Annotated in this window: 18 protein-coding genes; 6 read left to right on the forward strand and 12 right to left on the reverse strand. The window is 45.9% G+C overall.

Going from position 1 to position 17,979, the window contains the following annotated elements:
• Positions 1 to 209: 209 nt before the first annotated feature.
• Positions 210 to 380, forward strand: a complete 171-nt coding sequence (locus V7Q13_RS10880; protein ID WP_333800711.1) for a DUF6728 family protein — start codon at positions 210 to 212, stop codon at positions 378 to 380.
• Here V7Q13_RS10880 and lpxB read toward each other — a convergent pair.
• From lpxB to surE, 3 genes are read right to left on the reverse strand one after another with little or no spacing between them, the layout of a single operon-like run.
• Entirely contained in the window at positions 377 to 1,480 is a 1,104-nt protein-coding gene (lpxB, locus tag V7Q13_RS10885) for a lipid-A-disaccharide synthase (RefSeq protein WP_333800712.1), read from the reverse strand. The two genes, V7Q13_RS10880 and lpxB, sit on opposite strands and share 4 nt — an antisense overlap.
• A gap of 25 nt (positions 1,481 to 1,505) precedes the next feature.
• Positions 1,506 to 1,805: a hypothetical protein gene (locus tag V7Q13_RS10890; protein ID WP_333800713.1), complete on the reverse strand. Its 300-nt coding sequence runs from the start codon at positions 1,803 to 1,805 to the stop codon at positions 1,506 to 1,508.
• On the reverse strand, positions 1,802 to 2,572 hold the full coding sequence (gene surE, locus V7Q13_RS10895; RefSeq protein ID WP_333800714.1) for a 5'/3'-nucleotidase SurE: 771 nt from the start codon (positions 2,570 to 2,572) through the stop codon (positions 1,802 to 1,804). The genes V7Q13_RS10890 and surE overlap by 4 nt, the downstream gene beginning before the upstream one ends.
• Before the next feature lie 136 nt (positions 2,573 to 2,708).
• On the opposite strand from surE, the gene V7Q13_RS10900 reads away from it, so the two are divergent.
• On the forward strand, positions 2,709 to 3,458 hold the full coding sequence (locus V7Q13_RS10900) for a LexA family transcriptional regulator (protein WP_333800715.1): 750 nt from the start codon (positions 2,709 to 2,711) through the stop codon (positions 3,456 to 3,458).
• 77 nt (positions 3,459 to 3,535) lie between these two features.
• On the opposite strand, the gene queA is transcribed toward V7Q13_RS10900, so the two are convergent.
• Together queA and V7Q13_RS10910 are read right to left on the reverse strand one after the other, a co-directional pair.
• On the reverse strand, positions 3,536 to 4,585 hold the full coding sequence (gene queA, locus V7Q13_RS10905; RefSeq protein ID WP_333800716.1) for a tRNA preQ1(34) S-adenosylmethionine ribosyltransferase-isomerase QueA: 1,050 nt from the start codon (positions 4,583 to 4,585) through the stop codon (positions 3,536 to 3,538).
• Between the two features lie 268 nt (positions 4,586 to 4,853).
• Positions 4,854 to 5,624, reverse strand: a complete 771-nt coding sequence (locus V7Q13_RS10910; protein WP_333800717.1) for an AMP nucleosidase — start codon at positions 5,622 to 5,624, stop codon at positions 4,854 to 4,856.
• A gap of 67 nt (positions 5,625 to 5,691) precedes the next feature.
• Here V7Q13_RS10910 and V7Q13_RS10915 point away from each other — a divergent pair, with 67 nt between their 5' ends.
• The gene (locus V7Q13_RS10915; RefSeq protein ID WP_333800718.1) at positions 5,692 to 6,129 is read left to right on the forward strand and encodes a type I restriction enzyme HsdR N-terminal domain-containing protein; all 438 of its coding nucleotides are present in this window, start codon (positions 5,692 to 5,694) and stop codon (positions 6,127 to 6,129) included.
• Positions 6,130 to 6,183: 54 nt separating this feature from the next.
• Here V7Q13_RS10915 and V7Q13_RS10920 read toward each other — a convergent pair whose 3' ends face one another.
• The 4 genes from V7Q13_RS10920 to V7Q13_RS10935 form a co-directional block, all read right to left on the reverse strand.
• Positions 6,184 to 7,602: a Glu/Leu/Phe/Val family dehydrogenase gene (locus V7Q13_RS10920; RefSeq protein WP_333800719.1), complete on the reverse strand. Its 1,419-nt coding sequence runs from the start codon at positions 7,600 to 7,602 to the stop codon at positions 6,184 to 6,186.
• An 83-nt stretch (positions 7,603 to 7,685) separates the two neighbouring features.
• Complete coding sequence (locus V7Q13_RS10925) at positions 7,686 to 7,922, reverse strand: CcmD family protein (RefSeq protein ID WP_333800720.1); 237 nt, start codon at positions 7,920 to 7,922, stop codon at positions 7,686 to 7,688.
• The gene (gene ccsA / locus V7Q13_RS10930; protein WP_333800721.1) at positions 7,915 to 8,580 is read right to left on the reverse strand and encodes a cytochrome c biogenesis protein CcsA; all 666 of its coding nucleotides are present in this window, start codon (positions 8,578 to 8,580) and stop codon (positions 7,915 to 7,917) included. Before ccsA ends, V7Q13_RS10925 begins: the two co-directional genes overlap by 8 nt.
• Before the next feature lie 83 nt (positions 8,581 to 8,663).
• Entirely contained in the window at positions 8,664 to 9,491 is an 828-nt protein-coding gene (locus V7Q13_RS10935) for a type 1 glutamine amidotransferase (RefSeq protein ID WP_333800722.1), read from the reverse strand.
• A 298-nt stretch (positions 9,492 to 9,789) separates the two neighbouring features.
• Here V7Q13_RS10935 and V7Q13_RS10940 point away from each other — a divergent pair, with 298 nt between their 5' ends.
• From V7Q13_RS10940 to V7Q13_RS10950, 3 genes are read left to right on the forward strand one after another with little or no spacing between them, the layout of a single operon-like run.
• Positions 9,790 to 10,140: a carboxypeptidase-like regulatory domain-containing protein gene (locus tag V7Q13_RS10940; protein WP_333800723.1), complete on the forward strand. Its 351-nt coding sequence runs from the start codon at positions 9,790 to 9,792 to the stop codon at positions 10,138 to 10,140.
• Positions 10,141 to 10,143: 3 nt separating this feature from the next.
• A complete protein-coding gene (locus V7Q13_RS10945; RefSeq protein WP_333800724.1) occupies positions 10,144 to 13,014 on the forward strand; it encodes a SusC/RagA family TonB-linked outer membrane protein in 2,871 nt (956 codons plus the stop codon).
• 36 nt (positions 13,015 to 13,050) lie between these two features.
• Complete coding sequence (locus V7Q13_RS10950) at positions 13,051 to 14,487, forward strand: SusD/RagB family nutrient-binding outer membrane lipoprotein (RefSeq protein ID WP_333800725.1); 1,437 nt, start codon at positions 13,051 to 13,053, stop codon at positions 14,485 to 14,487.
• A 119-nt stretch (positions 14,488 to 14,606) separates the two neighbouring features.
• Here the strand turns inward: V7Q13_RS10950 and V7Q13_RS10955 are convergent, their stop codons facing one another.
• From V7Q13_RS10955 to queG, 3 genes are all read right to left on the reverse strand, one after another.
• The gene (locus V7Q13_RS10955; RefSeq protein ID WP_333800726.1) at positions 14,607 to 15,713 is read right to left on the reverse strand and encodes a carboxylate-amine ligase; all 1,107 of its coding nucleotides are present in this window, start codon (positions 15,711 to 15,713) and stop codon (positions 14,607 to 14,609) included.
• A gap of 140 nt (positions 15,714 to 15,853) precedes the next feature.
• Entirely contained in the window at positions 15,854 to 16,807 is a 954-nt protein-coding gene (locus V7Q13_RS10960; RefSeq protein WP_333800727.1) for an ATP-grasp domain-containing protein, read from the reverse strand.
• A 92-nt stretch (positions 16,808 to 16,899) separates the two neighbouring features.
• Positions 16,900 to 17,847 (reverse strand): tRNA epoxyqueuosine(34) reductase QueG, encoded by a 948-nt coding sequence (gene queG, locus V7Q13_RS10965; RefSeq protein ID WP_333800728.1) that lies wholly within the window; start codon positions 17,845 to 17,847, stop codon positions 16,900 to 16,902.
• Positions 17,848 to 17,979 lie beyond the last annotated feature (132 nt).

Genomic DNA, 17,979 nt, shown 5'->3' on the forward strand with positions numbered 1-17,979 from the left:
GTACAATGCATTATCAATGTTTTAACATTGAAGTTTGTTCATTAATATCAATAACCAAACATAGGAGAGAGATAGAAATAACTGGTATTCAATACTCCTGAGTTAATACGCTAAGCTATTTCTTGCTGATTAGTCATAAATAATTCTTCACTTCTCTGCATGGGCATCAACCAATCGGTTGCGATCCTTGTTATTCACAAAAAGCATTTATGGGCGTACTACAGCAAATCGGTGAGTATTTGTATTTGAAGAAAAAAGATCCAAACAAGCCTACTACTCAGTGGACAAAATACATGCACGGCATCAACAGAATTTCCATTTTGCTGTTTTTGTTGGCCTTGGTTATTCTGGCCGTTAAGCTAATCGTCAAGAAAGGTTAGGCAAGCAGCAGCTTCGAAATATGGCCGGCTGCTGTAGCCGACGCATCACCTCCGGCTGCCAGCAACGCAAAAAGCTCCTCATAGTCCTTCTTTATACGATGAATATTGGATTTGTCGTTCAGAATAGCATCCAGCTCTTTCGAAATGGCTTCCACATTCATGTCGTGCTGAATCAATTCGGTTACCACAGGTTTATCCATAATGAGATTTACCAACGAAATGTATTTGATGGTAATGAGTCGCTTGGCAATGGCGTAGCTGATGGGGCTGCCTTTATAACATACCACTTGTGGAACCCCAAACAAAGCCGTTTCCAGTGTAGCAGTTCCACTGGTTACTAAGGCTGCAGTGGCGGTTTTTAATAGCTCATAAGTAAGGCCGCCCACACAGCTCACATTAGGATAGCGACTAACGAATTGCTGATAAAAACTTTCATCGGTGCCCGGCGCCATAGCCACAATAAATTGATATTGCGGAAAACGCTTGGATACTTCCAGCATCACCGGCAGTTTTACATTTATTTCTTGTTTGCGGCTGCCGGGCAATACTGCAACAATTTGTTTTTCAGAAAATGAGGCAATACATGGCTGAAACTCCTGAATAGTTTGCACCAATGGATGTCCAACGTACTCTACGTGCCATTGCCATTTGTTTTTATAATAGTCTTTTTCAAAAGGCAGTATCACCATCATCAAATCGATGCACTGTTTCATCATTTTTACCCGGTTTTCCTTCCATGCCCATACCTGTGGCGAAATGTAATAGGCCACTTTGTAACCGAGTGGTTTTGCCCATTTGGCTATGCGCAAATTAAAGCCCGGATAGTCAACCAATACAATTACATCCGGCTTGAAGGCTGCAATATCTTTTTTGCAAAAAGACAGGTTGTTGAGAATGGTACGTAGGTTCATGAGCACTTCTGCAAAACCCATGAAAGCCAGCTGGCGGTAGTGTTTCACCAAGGTTGCACCGGCCGCTTCCATTTTATCGCCACCCCAGCAGCGAATGTCTGCCTGCTTATCCTGCAGGTGAATTTGCTTAATGAGATTGCTTCCGTGCAAATCGCCGGAAGCCTCGCCGGCTATGATGTAATACTTCATGCGTAAAGGCTGAAATGAAATGAACTCAGGCGAAAAATTTGATCATTAAAGAAACTACAGCGTACACTACACTAATAGCGAAAACGCCTTTGGCTGTTTTATCGCGGTGCGTGTTGATGTATGCAGTAAATAGGCCAACATTCAACAACAAGCACACTACTGTAAGGCTCGACAATAAGCGTTTTTCAGAGGTCAGGTATTCAAGAAAAGTGCTGAATTCGTTAGGATAAATTTTCCAATAATAATAGATAACAACCCCTGCAAATGGTAGAAAAAATCCAAGTATCAAACCGAGCTTGAAGTTGTCTTTCGTCAGCATGTTCATGACCACTTTTCCTCCAGTTGCTGTTTCATTTTGTAATTGGTAAAGTCGATGGCGATGGGTACAACGCTAACGTAGTTATGTTCGAGTGCCCATACGTCTGTGTCATCGCCTTCATCCATGTTTACAAACTCGCCGGTAAGCCAGTAGTATTTGCGCCCATGCGGGTCGGTACGTTCGTCAAAATCTTCCTGGTATTTGGCATAAGCCTGACGACAAATTTTAATACCTGCCAGTAATTCCATGCTGACTTTAGGAATATTGACGTTGAGTAGTAAATGATTGTCCTGTTTTTCGGCCAGCAGTTTCATCACTATTGAACGTACAACTTCTCTGGCTGCAGAAAAATCGGCTTCCATGCTGTAATCCATCAGGCTGAAGCCTACCGAAGGGATGCCTTCGATGGCTGCTTCCATGGCAGCACTCATGGTACCACTGTAGATGACATTAATGGCATGATTGGCACCATGGTTGATACCGCTCAAACACAAATCGGGCTTGCGGTGAATGAGTTTGTCAACGGCCAGCTTCACACAGTCGGCTGGGGTGCCGCTTACCTGCCAGGCTTCAATGCCGCCAAAAAGGTCGAGCTGGTTCATGCGCAGCGGGTGACCAATGGTAATGGCATGGCCCATACCGCTTTGAGGTTTATCGGGTGCTACTACTACAATTTGTCCCAAATCTTTTACTGCTTCCACCAGATTCCGGATACCGGGAGCCGTAATGCCGTCGTCGTTGGTTATCAGAATGATAGGTCGTTCGTTTGTCATAATGTAAATGCTGGCGTAAAAGTAAACCCGGTGCCAATGCCGCAGTGGCAAAAGGCTATTTATCTTTTGCAAAAAAGAGGAGCTAAATATTTTGGCTTTGCAAAAATATTTAGTAATATTGCCAAAACAAGTAGCAATGAGTTTCGCCGGAAAAAACTTCAAGTACCTTCGCAAATTGCGTGGATGGACACAAGAAGACTTTGCCAATATAGTGGGCATTAAGCGATCGTTGGTAGGTGCCTACGAAGAGGAGCGGGCCGAGCCCCGCCTCGAAGTGGTAGAAACTGTGTGCAGCATTTTTAAGCTATCGCTGGAAGATGTGTTGCTGAAGGAACTGGCCGATGAAGGAGAGTCATACATGGCCAAACGCCGCAAGCTGAAAATGGGTGCTGAGCGTTCCAATATTCAGTTTGTACCAGTAAAGGCCGCGGCTGGTTACCTGGCTGGATACAACGATCCTGAATTTGTTGATGAGCTCAACACATTTACACTACCTATGCTGGGCCCCGGCGAATACCGTGCTTTTGAAATCATTGGCGATTCTATGTTGCCTACGCCCAGTGGCAGTGTAATTGTGGGAGAGAAGGTTGAAAATCTGGAATATGTAAAATCCAACCAGGCATATATTGTAGTGAGCCGTACGGATGGAATCGTTTACAAACGGATACAAAAAGAGCCAAAGTTGGAAACAACACTCACTCTGGTAAGCGACAATCCTCAATACCCGCCTTACACCGTTAAGTCGGAAGACATTGCAGAAGTATGGCAGGCCCAAATGATTCTGAGTCGCCCTATGGAAAAACCCGTGTGGGATGTAAATCAGCTGGCTAGCGTAGTGAATACGTTGCAAGAGCAGGTAAACTCACTCAAATCAAACCGATCTTAGTATTATTTCAATGGGTGAGTAAGTAAAAAAAGCTGCCTCCTTTTGGGGGGCAGCTTTGCTTTTTGATACAAATGCGATTATAAAATCAGCATCGCATCACCATAGGTGAAGAAGCGATACTTGTCTTTGATGGCTTTTTTGTATGCCTCCATTACCAAATCATAACCGGCAAAAGAGCAGGCCATAATAAGCAGGCTCGTTTTGGGCAGGTGGAAGTTGGTTACCAATGAATCGGCAATATTGAAATCGTATGGCGGATGAATGAACATATTCGTCCAGCCTTCAGATGGTTTCAACAATTTTTCGGCAGTAAAAGATGTTTCCAATCCACGCATGGTAGTAGTGCCAATAGAGCAGATGCGGTGGCCCTCGGTTTTAGCTTTGTTTACAATGCGGCAAGCTGTTTCATCTATACGATAGTATTCAGCATCCATTTTGTGTTTGCTCAGGTCTTCTACTTCTATGGGGCGGAAAGTGCCGAGGCCGGTGTGCAGCGTTACTTCTGCAAAACGGACCCCTTTAATTTCGCAACGCTTAATCAATTCGCGGCTGAAATGCAGGCCGGCCGTAGGAGCAGCTACCGCACCTTCGTATTTGGCATATACAGTTTGGTAGCGTTCTTTATCTGTTTCATCGGGTTTACGCTTGATGTACTTAGGCAATGGTGTTTCGCCCAAAAAGTCAAGCATTTTGCGGAAAGCTTCTTCGGTATCATCCCACAAAAACTTGATGGTACGGCCACGGCTGGTGGTGTTGTCAATTACTTCGGCTACCAGTTCGTCATTGTCGCCAAAGTACAATTTGTTACCCACACGAATCTTTCTCGCGGGATCAACAATTACATCCCACAGGCGGTTAGGGCGATTCAGTTCACGCAGCAAAAACACTTCAATTTTTGCACCGGTTTTTTCCTTTCTGCCATACATTCTTGCGGGAAAAACCTTGGTGTTGTTTACTACAAATACATCCTTGTCGTTGAAAAAATCCATGATTTCGTAGAAATGATGGTCTCTCATTTCACCGGTCTTACGATCAATAACCATGAGGCGGCTGTCTTCGCGGCGCTTCAATGGGCTTTGTGCAATGAGGTTCAGCGGAAGGTCGAACTTAAACTGCGAAAGTTTCATACAGGAAAAATGCTTTAAAGTCAATAAAACTGATAACCTACAAGCACCTGTACGACTACGATACAAGATGGACATACTTCTGTGCGAAGCATGTGGAAGGGACACATCCAATTGGCCTTACGGCGCCAGTTGGTTATCAAATATTCCAATAATCTGCCATTATTGGGTTGGCAAAGGTAATAAGAAGCCGAACTAAAAAAGCCAGCCGCCAGAAATTTGCGCCTGTTAAAAAACAAACGCCTCATTATTTAGATGAGGCGTTGATGATTTAAAATTTCAGATGCCTAACTGTGAGGCCGTTATTCTGTAGTTGCTTCAGCGACTCTATACCAATTTTAATATGTTGGTCTACAAATTTGCTGGTCACATTTTTATCGCTGGCTTCAGTTTTTACACCCTCTGGTACCATGGGGCTATCGCTTACCAGCAGTAATGCGCCGGTTGGTATTTTGTTGTAAAAGCCTACGGTGAAAATGGTGGCCGTTTCCATGTCGATGGCATAGGCCCTTACTTTCTGCAGGTATTCTTTAAACTCATCATCGTGCTCCCACACCCGGCGGTTGGTGGTGTAGCAAGTACCTGTCCAGTAGTCTACACCCATATCGCGGATGGTGGTGGACACGGCTTTTTGCAAAGCAAACGCAGGGAGTGCAGGCACCTCGGGCGGGAAGTAGTCGTTGGAAGTACCTTCACCACGAATGGCAGCAATGGGTAAAATCAGGTCGCCAATTTTGTTGCGCTTTTTGAGGCCCCCACATTTGCCCAAAAAAAGTACCGCTTTTGGCTCTATGGCCGATAGCAAATCCATAATGGTAGCAGCACCTGGGCTGCCCATACCAAAGTTGATAATGGTAATGTTGTCGGCAGTGGCACATTGCATGGGCCTGTCTTTACCAATTACTGCTACATTGTGCCATTGGGCAAAGAGATCTACATAATTACTAAAATTGGTGAGCAGAATATATTCACCAAATTGTTCGAGAGATTGGCCGGTATAGCGTGGCAGCCAGTTGTTTACTATATCTGTTTTTGTCTTCATATCAACTTGAGCTACAGCGTTTCATCACTGCAGGATAATTGATAAAGGTAATCAATACTTTTGGCTGATGATACAAATCAACTTTCCTGAGCCAGCGTTTCGATTGAGAGAGACGGATGGGATGAGGGAAATATTTGATCCGCTGCGCAAAAGATGGTTGGTACTTACGCCTGAAGAATGGGTGCGCCAAAACCTGTTGCAATGGCTGGTACAAGTGCAACAAATTCCTGCGGCCTTAATTGCATTGGAAAAAATGATTGTGGTTGCTGACAGAAAGCGTCGCTTCGATGTTGTGGTATATGACCGCCAACACGCACCCTGGCTGCTGATTGAATGCAAGGCGCCTGACATTTTATTGAACGATAAAGTATTGCAGCAGGCACTCAGCTACCTCAGCAAAGTGCCGGCGCAACTGCTCATAATTTCGAATGGGCAACAACATTTGTGCTGGCAGCGGCAGGAGGGAACCCTGCAATTGATAGACCAGCTTCCTCCATTATCATAAAAAAAGCGACTGTTAAGAAACAGTCGCTTTTTGCATCAATCGATATGCCTTGTATTATGGGAAAATTCCAAGTTCTGAATAGCTTGTTGCAACCTTGTTGATAGCTACAACGTATGCAGCACTACGCATGTCCGGAATCTCCGGATTTTTGTGCCAGCACTCGATGATTTCACGGGTGGCTTGCACCATGGTTTCTTCGAGGCCGCTATGAACCAGATCTACTTCATCGGGGCCGTGCATGATGGCTTTTCTTTCGGCTTCGGCCATGTTTTTACCCGACAGTTCTTCCATTTGGTTGAGGATGCGGGCATTCATGTTTTCGGTGAAGCGTTTTTCCATGCGACCATACCGAACGTGGCTCAGGTTTTTCAACCATTCGAAGTAGGAAACCGTTACACCACCTGCGTTCAGGTACATATCAGGTACGCATACAATTCCTTTTTTAGCAAATACTTCATCTGCTTCCGGCGTACAGGGGCCGTTGGCTGCTTCTCCAATGATTTTGGCTTTGATGCGGTCTGCATTTTCACCATTTATCACGTTTTCCAATGCAGCAGGAATGAGGATATCGCAAGGTAGTTCCAGCGCTTCTTTGCTATTGGTAATGTTTGTAGCTCCGGGGAAGTTGAGAATGCTGCCGGTTGCTTTGCGGTGTTGGAATACTTCTTCTTCGTTCAGGCCGTTCTCATTGTAGATTGCGCCTTCGTATTCTGCAATGGCAATTACTTTGCAACCCCCTTTTTCACGGAAAAATTTGGCACTATGGTAGCCCACGTTGCCGAGGCCTTGCACCACTACTGTTTTGCCTTCGAGTCCTAATGGCAAACCAATTTTATTCATTACTTCAGGCATGCTGCACACTTCACGTACACCAAAGAATACACCGAGACCCGTGGCTTCTTTACGACCACGTACGCCGCCTTGTGAAATAGGCTTACCCGTTACACAACCATAGCCATCAATTTCGCCTGGCTTCAGAGTAGTGTAGGTGTCTACAATCCAAGCCATTTCACGTTCGCCGGTGCCATAGTCAGGAGCGGGAACATCAATACCGGGGCCAATGAAGTTTTTCTTCACCAGTTCAGAGGTGTAACGGCGGGTGATTTTTTCCAGCTCGTAAGCACTATGCTTACGAGGGTCAATTTTGATACCACCTTTACCACCACCAAAAGGTACGTTCACAATGGCGCATTTGTAGGTCATCAATGCAGCCAGTGCCATTACTTCATCTTGGTTTACTTCGGTTGAAAAACGGATACCTCCTTTGCAAGGAGCCTTGTGGTGGCTGTGTTGTACACGGTATGCTTCAATCACTTCAATGTGACCATCATCCATTTTTACAGGGTATCGCATACGCAGCACTGAGTTACATGCTTTGATTTGTTCGAGAATACCCGGATCCCATTTGGTGAATTTGGCAGCTTTGTCGAAGCTAGTGCCTACACTTTCAAAAAAACTGTACTCGGCAGACATAAAATGTTTTTTGGTTTAACAATCGTTATTTCTATAGCAAGCAGTCCATGCATGGCCGCATGGATATTTAAGCAACAAGGAAATCAGGCACTGTGTTCTTTTTCCAATGCCTTTACTTTTTTCTCTAGGCGAATGAGGTACAATACAATACCTGCCAACACGGTGGTAAGTACTGCTACCACTACGTAAATCTTACCGTTGCTGCGCATGGTATCTGCCATTTCTACCGGCTGATTTTCAGCAGGAACTTGTGCAAACATTACCAGTGAAGCAACAAAAAAAGCGAGGAACAGCGAGGCTGTTTTGATATACTTAGCCATTGAGAATGTTTCTGTCTTTAATAAGTTGAATGCGGATGTACAACTGCGATATCCAAACGCCCAGCAACGTCCAGCCCAACATGGCAGGCCAGAAAATAATGCGCATCATAGGGTCGATATCATTCTGGTTGATGGCCGGGTTGCCTTCGCCGCCGGGGTGCAGGCTTTCGTACATTCTGGGTATGATAAAAAGGGTAGGAAAGAGCATGGTGTATGCAAAAATGTTGTACACTGCACTTACCCGTGCTCGTTTATCAATGTCATCAATAGAAGAACGTAAAATGAAATAAGCTGCGTAAATGAGCAAGGCAATAGCCGCCAAAATTTGCTTGATATCGTTGCTCCACGGCTGGCCCCAGGTGTAGTTGGCCCAAATGGCGCCGGTTACAATACCCAACACGCCAAACAGCATACCCGTGCTGGCAAAACGGCTACCCTTTATATCGTGCGACAATTTGGAATGACGCAGGTATACAATGGAATACACTACAGACACCGACATTAAAATCATCATGCCAAACCACATGGGTACGTGGTAGTACAAATTGCGGATACTTTCATTGACAATGGGCCGTGCAGGAACAGGCAGCAAAAGGCCAGCCACAAAGGCGTACAACAAGCAGGCTACCGACAGTATTTTCCACCAGGATTTCTTCATGAATTGGGATGTCGTATTTGATGTTCGACATCGTTTGTGGTGTGCAAAAATAGGATGAAAGGGGGCTTCAGTTTGTATTAAAGTTATCCCAAACCAACGCTGGAATGTGCATGGGTTGCCAGGCGTAAAAAGTTGGGCAAAATAGTATCGTGAGTATATAAAATTTTATCAGGGTCACTCAGGTGATCAATCATATCTTGCAATTTAGCCTCGCCATGATTTTCAATCACGGTTTTCTTTTTGTCTTCCCGCAATAAATACATGGTCATACCAATGGCATCGGCTTCCGGATGAAACTGTGTGCCGAAGAAATAAGGCGAAAAGCGAATGGCCATCACGGCTCTTTCCAAAGCTACATGCGGCCGGGCTTTTTCTATACATAATAATGATGCACCCATATCGCGGAGTCGTTGGTGGTTGGGTTCAATCACCTGAAAATCGCGGCTGTCTACAGCGTAGAATGGCTCTTTTAAACCAGCAAAAACGGGTTCTGCTTCGGCTGTATTAATCATGTGAACAGGAAATACACCAAATGAAGTGGATCTTCTTTTGCAAACATTGCCCACTCTATAGTGCCGGCATGCCAGCTGAAAGCTGTGGCAAATAAAAAACACATGTTTCTTGTGCACATTGGCCGGGTTGGCATTCCATTGTTCAATTTGTTGGAGCCAGCTAAAGTAGGCGGCTTCCCACTCGCTGCCTTCCGATTCGAGAGGGCTACCCGGCCCACCACTGCTGATGAAAATATCGAAGCTGGTATCGGGCACTTCCAGTTTGCGGCGAACGTCAAACTCGGTAATGGTAATATCCAGCCCATGATGGTCGGCAAAACTGTTGACTATTTCACGAATGCCCCGCATGCCCTGGTTTTCGAAACCTTCATACAAATCGAGAATTGCCAGTTTTACCATGCTAAACCTTTCAATTAGGAAAGCGGCAAAAGTAGGTATCCCGCATTTAGTTCATGCAGGTAGGTAATAAACAACAAGTGCACATCGGCAAATAATTTGTAGTTGAATGAGTAAGAATGAACCAGTGAGTTCCTGAAAATTATTTAGATACCAATTCTCTTTATTCTGTCTATTGTTTAAGCAACCTCATAGGACAATAGTTTGGGAATAAATCTGTTAACAAAATTTTTACAATTACATAACCAAGGGTTATATTGCAATCCTAACCAATTTCTTGTTCAACCAAAAACAAAACAGTATGAGAAAAATGCTACTACTTGTAGTGGCTCTGGTCAGCTCATGGGCCATAGCTATTGCACAAAAGGTAGAGGTAGCTGGTAAGGTTACCGACAAAAACGGTGCTCCTGTAGCGGGAGCCACTATTACCGAAAAAGGAACCAGAAACGCCACAATGGCGGAAGGTGACGGTTCATTTAAACTGACCGTAGCGCCAACCGCTAAACTGGTTATTTCTGCCACAGGTTTTCAAAGCATTGAACTGGCCGCCAACGTAAATCTTTCTGTACAGCTGTCAGCAGCTGAGAGCAACCTGAGCGAAGTAGTAGTCACCGCCCTCGGTGTAAAAAGGGAGAAAAAAGCCCTCGGTTAAGCGGTGCAGGAAGTAAAAGGTGAAAACCTGACCATTGCCAAATCACTGGACGTAAGCACCAGCCTGGCTGGTAAAGTTGCCGGTGTGCAACTGGTTGGTTCTCCCAGCTCTACGTTCGACAATGCCGACATCCTTATTCGTGGTGTAACTGGCCTTGGACCTCAAGCCCCCATTTTTGTGGTAGATGGTACCATTACCAACCAGAGTGCCGTAATTATGGACAACGTTGAAAACGTAAGCGTACTGAAAGGACCTGCAGCCACAGCGCTGTATGGCCAGCGTGCCGCCAACGGAGCCGTTGTTATTACTACTAAAAAAGGTACCCGTAAAAAAACAAGCAGCGTAGAAGTAAACCTCGGTGTGACTTTTGAAAATCTGGCACTCGTTCCACCTTATCAAAACGAATATGCCGGCGGTTATTCTTCTTCTTATACCAACATCAACTCTTTGGGCGCCGGTTATCTGGATGCTCAGGGTTATTACATTTTCAAGTATCGTCCATCTGTACACCCTGCTTCTTGGGCATCTTTCGATGGCCAGCGTATGCTGGAATATGGTGCTGATGAAAGCTGGGGTCCAAAGATTGACGGCAACCTGTACCGCCCATACTACAGCTGGTATCCTGGCGATGAGTTTGGCAAAATGGTGCCCATGACACCTCAACCAAACAACATCAAAAACTTCTTCCGTACGGGTACTAACCTCAACAACTCTATCGCCTTTACCTCTGGTAGCGAATCGCATAACATCCGCATGACCTACGGCAACCAAAGCCGCAGTCTCATCATCCCCAATGCCAACCGTGAGCAGCATCAGCTGGGTATCAACAGTTCTTTTGATGTAGGTAAGTACCTCACCATTTCATCAGATGTAACTTATACCACCAACTACACCAAGGGCAAGCCACTCGAAGGCTATCGCCTGGATGGGTTGAACGTGACGCAAAACTTTAACCAATGGTTTCAACGCCAGTTGGATATCGAAAAAATGAAGACCTACCGCCAGCCCGATGGAAACCTGAACAGCTGGAACATAGGCGACCCCAACAGTACCGGCGATTATGCTTCTTACAGCAAACCGCAGTATTGGGACAACCCATATTTTGTATTGGAAGAAAACTATGGCACACAGCGCCAGAGCCGTTTGATTGGTAACGTGGGTTTGAATATCAAAATCAACAACCACTTCAACATTCAGTCATATGTACGGATGAACCAATACAGCAACGAAAACGATCAGCGTGTTGCTTCCGGTGGTTTAAATCTTGATGGATATTCCATTGCACAAAACCAATACCGCGAAATGAACTACGAAACCAACCTGATGTACAAAAACAAGTTTGGTGAGTTTTCTGTAGATGGTTTGCTCGGTGGCAACGTTCGTAAAAACTATTACAGTCAGTTGAGCGAAGCCACTACCGGTGGTTTAAGCTCTCCTAACTATTTTAATATTGCAGCTTCAGTTGGTCGTCCCGACATTAGCCGTGGTTACGAAAAGAAGATTGTGAACAGTGTGTATGGTAAGGCATCAGTAGGTTGGAGAGACATGATTTTTGTGGAAGGAACACTCCGCAACGACTGGTCTTCTGCACTGCCTGCCGAAAGCAATTCTTACCTCTATCCATCTTTGAGCAGCAGCTTCATCTTTACCGAACTGCTGAAAACAAGCTGGTTGAGCTTTGGTAAGCTCCGTGCTTCTTATGCTTCTGTTGGTTCTGATTTGGATGCGCATTCACTGGATATCGCTATCAGCAACGGTTCATTTTATGGTGCTAACCCTTCTGTATCTATTGGCAACCAGTTTCGTGGTGGCGGCATTCGCCCGGCACTTACCAAGGCCTGGGAAACCGGTATCGAACTGCGTTTCTTCAAGCGGATTGGCTTGGATGTAACCTTGTATGAAAACAACAACACCGACCAGATTTTGCCTGTAGACGTTTCACCTTCCAGTGGTTTCTCAACTGCACAAATCAATGCGGGTAATATTGTAAGCCGTGGTGTGGAAGTAGCTATCAATGGTACTCCAGTACAGTCTAAAAACTTTACGTGGGAAGTAAGCCTCAACTGGGCCCGCAACCGCAACGAAGTAAAAGAACTGGCTCCCGGCATCAATACTTATCTGTATGCTACCAACCGCTACGATACCCGCCTCGAACACCGTGTTGGTGGTGAGTGGGGTAGCTACTATGGTCGTAAGTGGAGAACTGATGAAAAAACAGGTCAGACACTCATCGACCAAACTGGTCAGCCATTGTATGATATCAACGTAAAAATTGGTAATGTACTGCCCGATTGGACTGGTGGTATGTTCAACTCTTTCCGCTACAAAGCATTTGATCTTACTTTCTCTATCGACTTCCAGAAGGGCGGCTTGTTCTACTCAGAAACACGCAACTTCAACACTGGTGCTGGCTTGAGCCAAGAAACAGTAGGTGTAAATGACAAAGGTTTCGACTGGCGTGATTATCCCGGTTCCTACACTGCCGCAGGCGGCAACGCAGGCAATGGTGGTATCCGTATCCCCGGTGTATTTGCCAATGGTCCATTGGTAGGCCAGCCAAACAACCGCTACATCAGTGCCCGTGCTTACTGGTACACCGCCCGTCAGCGTCAGGGTAGCGAGGTTTTGCTGGATGGCTCTTATGTGAAGCTCCGCGAAATCCGCTTTGGTTATACCATTCCTTCGAGCCTGTTGAAAAAAGTAAAAATTGCTAAGTCGGCCAACATTGGTTTGATAGTGCAAAACGCCTGGTTGATTTGGGCTACTACCAAGCAATACGGCATCGATCCTTCAGAATTGGAAGTGTTCTACCGCGAAGGTGGACAGCTCTCTGCCAGCCGTCAAATTGGTGGCAACCTGCGTATCACTTTCTAATCAACACTCTTTTGAAGCATTTAAAACAGAAAAGAAATGAAAAAACTACTAATACTTTTTGCAGCGGCTACCAGCCTGTACAGCTGCAACAAGTTTGATGATACCAACATTTCACCGGCTTTGCTTACGCAGGCTTCCACCAAAGCACTGCTTACCAATGCGCAACGCTCCATGAGTGATTTGGTGTTGGGCAATACAGCCGCTTCCCGCCTGGGTGCACTGTACGTGCAGCATTTGTCGGAAGGGCCATACCCCGGTTCATCATTGTACAGCGATAGAAACCTCACGTTTACTGCATGGTACACCGGTCCGTTGTACGATTTGCAAACGATCATCAACTACAACAATGAAGGTTTGGCAGCTGCCAATGGCAACGGTTCTAAAAACAACCAGATAGCGGTAGCCCGTATTATGAAGGCTTACTACTATTTGCTGATGACCGATAAGTGGGGCGATATTCCATACAGCCAGGCATTGCAAGGTAATAAGGCCTATTCACCCGTGTACGATAAGCAGCAGGACATTTACACCGCTCTTTTTAAAGAGCTGACAGAAGCCGTTGCACAAATCAATACAGGTGAGTCGAGTGTAGTAGGCGATGTATTGCTCAATGGCGACATGAATGCATGGAAGCGTTTTGCCAACACCATTCGTATGACGATGGCACTGCGCCTTACAAAGGCCGATGTAACCAAGGGTAAAGCGGAATATGCAGCAGCAGTAGCCGCAGGTGTGCTTACCAGCAATGCTCAAAATATTGCCTACAAATTCATTGCCGGCGATCCAAACAACTACAACCCCTGGTACAACAACTATTCTATCAGCAATCGTAATGACTATGCTATTTCTAAAACGCTGACAGATTACATGGAACCAAAAGCCGACCCACGGTTGAAAATCTATGGCGAATCGCTGAGTGGCGGTGTGGTAAAAGGTTTAGCCTACGGTCGTAACGTAGCAGTAAATATTCCTGCAGCATATAGCCGCATTGGTGATGCTTTCCGCAGTCAGTCTTCTGCTATGCCGGTGTTCAACTACGCACAGGTGCTGTTTATGCAAGCAGAAGCTGCCAAACTCGGTTGGGCTGCCGGTGGCGAAGCTGAGGCAGAAGCTAAATACAAAGCTGCCATCAAAGCTTCATGGGAGCAATATGGTGTGTTTAATCAGGCGGCATACGATACCTACGTGGCGCTGCCAGGTGTTGCATACGTAGCAGCTGATGGCCACAAGCAAATCATTACCGAAAAATGGGTACACTTGTACCTGAACAGCTGGGAGTCATGGAACGACTGGCGCCGTACGGGTTTCCCTGTGCTTACACCTGCTGTTGATGCAGTAGATTCTCGTGGTATTCCTTTGCGTTTGGGTTATCCTCCAACAGAGTCTGCGCTGAACGGCGATAACTACAAAGCGGCTGTTACTGCCATTGGTGGTACAGACGATAACTATGGAAAAATGTGGTGGTTGAAATAACCGGTGCGCTTTACTAACAACATGTATGCAAAAGGCTGACTCTCCGGAGTTGGCCTTTTGTTTTTAGGCATAAAAAAAGAGTGCTATTGGAGCACTCTTTTTGCTATCAATACATGTTGTTATTTCAAAAAGCAGTCTTCTATAAATGTGGTTACGGCTTTTAAATCGCCGCCGTTGGCTTCGTACACAGCTATTTGGCGGTCGGCACCTGTGCCTTGCTCCAGCATACGTCGGATATAGCCTACGGCATGGCGGCTGCCCAACGGGTCGAGCACATCATCTACAAAATCGAGTAGTTCATAAATCAAAGCCCGTGTGTTTACTTCGGCTTCTTTGCCAAAGTCAATCAGCGTACCATCAATGCCATAGCGGCTGGCCCGCCATTTGTTTTCGTTGATGAGGGGGCGGGGGTAAATAATAAAGTTCATGTTTTGGCTGCGCAGTTTGTACAGCTTGGCACACAGCGCCTGAAACAAAGCAGCAATAGCAATCGTTTCATCCACGGTCATGGGTATGTCGCAAATGCGAAATTCTACCGTATTGAAGAAAGGATGCACCCGTAGGTCCCACCAAATTTTCTTGGCATTGTCAATGCAATTGGTTTTGATGAGCAGGTTTACAAACCGGTCATAGCTTTCTACATTTTCAAAATACTCTGGCAGGCCGGTGCGTGGAAACTTGTCGAACACCTTGGTGCGGTACGATTTGTAGCCGGTGCGGCGGCCTTCCCAAAAAGGAGAGTTGGTGCTGAGTGCATACACATGGGGCAAAAAGTAACGGGCACTATTGGCGATGTGCATCGCAATGTCGCGGTTTTCCATACCCACATGCACATGCAGTCCGAAAATGAGGTTGCTGCGGGCAGCGTCCTGCAATTCATCAATCAACTGGCTGTAGCGGGCATGCTCGGTTATAAGCTGCATTTGCCAGCTGCTAAAGGGGTGCGTACCGCTGGCTGCTACTGATAAACCCAATTCGCCGGCAATGGTTTTAATGGTTTTGCGCAGCGTACTAATGTCTTTGTAAGCCTCTTCTATGTTATGGCAAATGTCGGTGCCAACTTCTACCACGGCCTGGTGCATTTCGGCTTTTACTTTATCCCGAATTACTTTTTGGCCTTCGGTTACAATGCGCTGATCGTGGCTGATTAGCTCCTTGGTGCTGGGGTCAATCACCATATACTCTTCCTCAATACCCAGTGTAAATTGTTTGAAGGATAAGGCCATAGCAAGTGTAGTTGTGGATGATAAAATTCTCAGGTCTTGAAAATAGGTGACAATTGCGATATACGTTTCAATGGAGTGCCAAAAAAATCCGCCATCGTTGGTTATACGTGGCGGATGATATGAATTCAAACAAGAGGTACTTACATTAAAGCTTTGCCTGCGGCACTGTTTTTAATGTAGGCACCCCAGGTAAGGTTGTCTTGGCCGGGTACTTGTGCCAATGCTTTTTCAATGGCAAAATTGGCAGCGGTTTCTATTACCCAGTCAAAGTTTTCCTGACCTACGCTGTTGATGTCGGCATCGGGGGCGGGGTTGCAAAAATCAATAGCGTACGGCACACCATCGCGAAGCGCCAACTCAACGGTATTAAAATCGTAGCCGAGGTATTGGTTAATACGCAGTACAATGTCTTCCATCAGTTTGTAGCGTTCGGGGCTGGGGCTAAAATCGGCCACATACCGCAGGTGATGCGGGTTGCGGGGCTCGTAAGGCATAATGCGTACATGCTTACCGCCAATGCAATAGCAGCGGTAGTATTCATCAAACACTATTTCTTCTTGCAGCAGCATTACCAGCTGTTCTGTTTCGGGGTGTTTTTGGTAAAAGTCGGCCAGGCTGTCGAGGCGGTACACATTCTTCCAGCCACCGCCGGCAAAGGGTTTCATGTATGCCGGAAATCCCACATAATCAAAAATGCCCTGCCAATCCATCGGGTAGGCGAGGTTAGTAAACGATTCGTTGCTGGTATCAGTTGGGAGCTCGTAAGAGGGGAGCAACACGGTTTTAGGCACGGGCACATTTATTTGCGTAGCCAGGCAGTTGTTGAAAAACTTCTCGTCGGCACTCCACCAAAATGGGTTGTTGATAACGGCCGTGCCCCGCAGCGCAGCATTTTTAAGATAAGCCCGGTAAAAAGGTACATCCTGAGATATGCGGTCGATGATGACGGCATATTCTGTGGGTTCGCCCTGCATTACTTTGCTGATGCTTACCGGTTCGGCAGCAACGCCATTTATTTGTTTGCTGTTGATGCGTTCGATTACGCCGTAAGGAAACGAACGTTCTTTGCCAAAGAGTACGCCAATCTTTTTCATAAGTGCATGTTTGTGGTTTGGATAAGAGAGCCTTGCATCAAATATATCGGGCAAAAAGGGAAGCGGCAAAATTACCCTTCAGTTTCGGGCAGTCATTTTTCAAATGGCTCATCCGGGGCGCTTTGCAAAAACTGAATGTTCCGCCGGATGCCGGCATACTTCGACCGCTTGAGCGGCGAGTGTCGGAAAATCTCTTTGAAACCTTCTTCCGTCAGCTCTTCCCAGTCTTTGCTGCTAAAGTTGAGGATGGCCGGAATAGGAGCGAAGCCCGGCTCCTGATGCGGTTGTACAAAACGGTTCCAGGGGCACACATCCTGGCAGGTGTCGCAGCCAAACATCCAGTTGTCAAACCGGCCCTGCATGCTGTCCGGTATCAGCATTTCTTTTAGCTCAATGGTGAAGTAGGAAATGCACTTGCTGCCATCCACTACTTTGTTTGGTAAAATGGCTTGTGTGGGGCAGGCGTCAATACAGCGGGTGCAGCTGCCGCAAAAGTCTTTGGCCATAGGTGCATCGGGCTCCAGCACCAAATCGGTAATCAGCGTAGCAATAAAAAAAAATGACCCCGATTGCTTGTGAATGAGGTTGCCGTTTTTGCCAATCCAGCCGAGGCCGCTGCGTTGTGCCCAGCTGCGTTCCAGCACAGGAGCACTGTCCACAAATCCACGACCGTTAATGTTACCAAATTGTTTTTTCAGGGCTTCAAAAAAAGCATTTAACTCCGTTCTGATGATGTCATGGTAATCTTTTCCGTAAGCGTATTTACTTATTTTTAAATCACTTGTTTTCTGTTTGTGCCCGGGATAGTAATTTTTAAGCACAGTTATTACAGAACGTGCACCTGGCATCAGTTTCGTGGGATTTACCCGCAGGTCAAAATGCTTTTCCATGTAGTACATTTGCCCATGCATGCCCTGTTGCAACCACTGCTCTAGCCGCCGGGCGTCATCGTCTAATGGCATGGCGGCAGCAATACCACAGTAGTTGAAACCGAATTGATGCGCCAATTGCTTAATGATATGTTCACGTGATGGTATCAAACTTGTATAATGTCAGTTTTTTGAAAGGATAAAACTAATAATATTGCTTGCTACTGTTGTTGATAGTTTGAATATAATCCTGCTACGCAAAGTTTCGTTTTAGAAAATGGATTTGTAGATTTCATTGATAGT

It is taken from the genome of Phnomibacter sp. (genome assembly GCF_036803085.1).
GTDB lineage: Bacteria > Bacteroidota > Bacteroidia > Chitinophagales > Chitinophagaceae > Phnomibacter.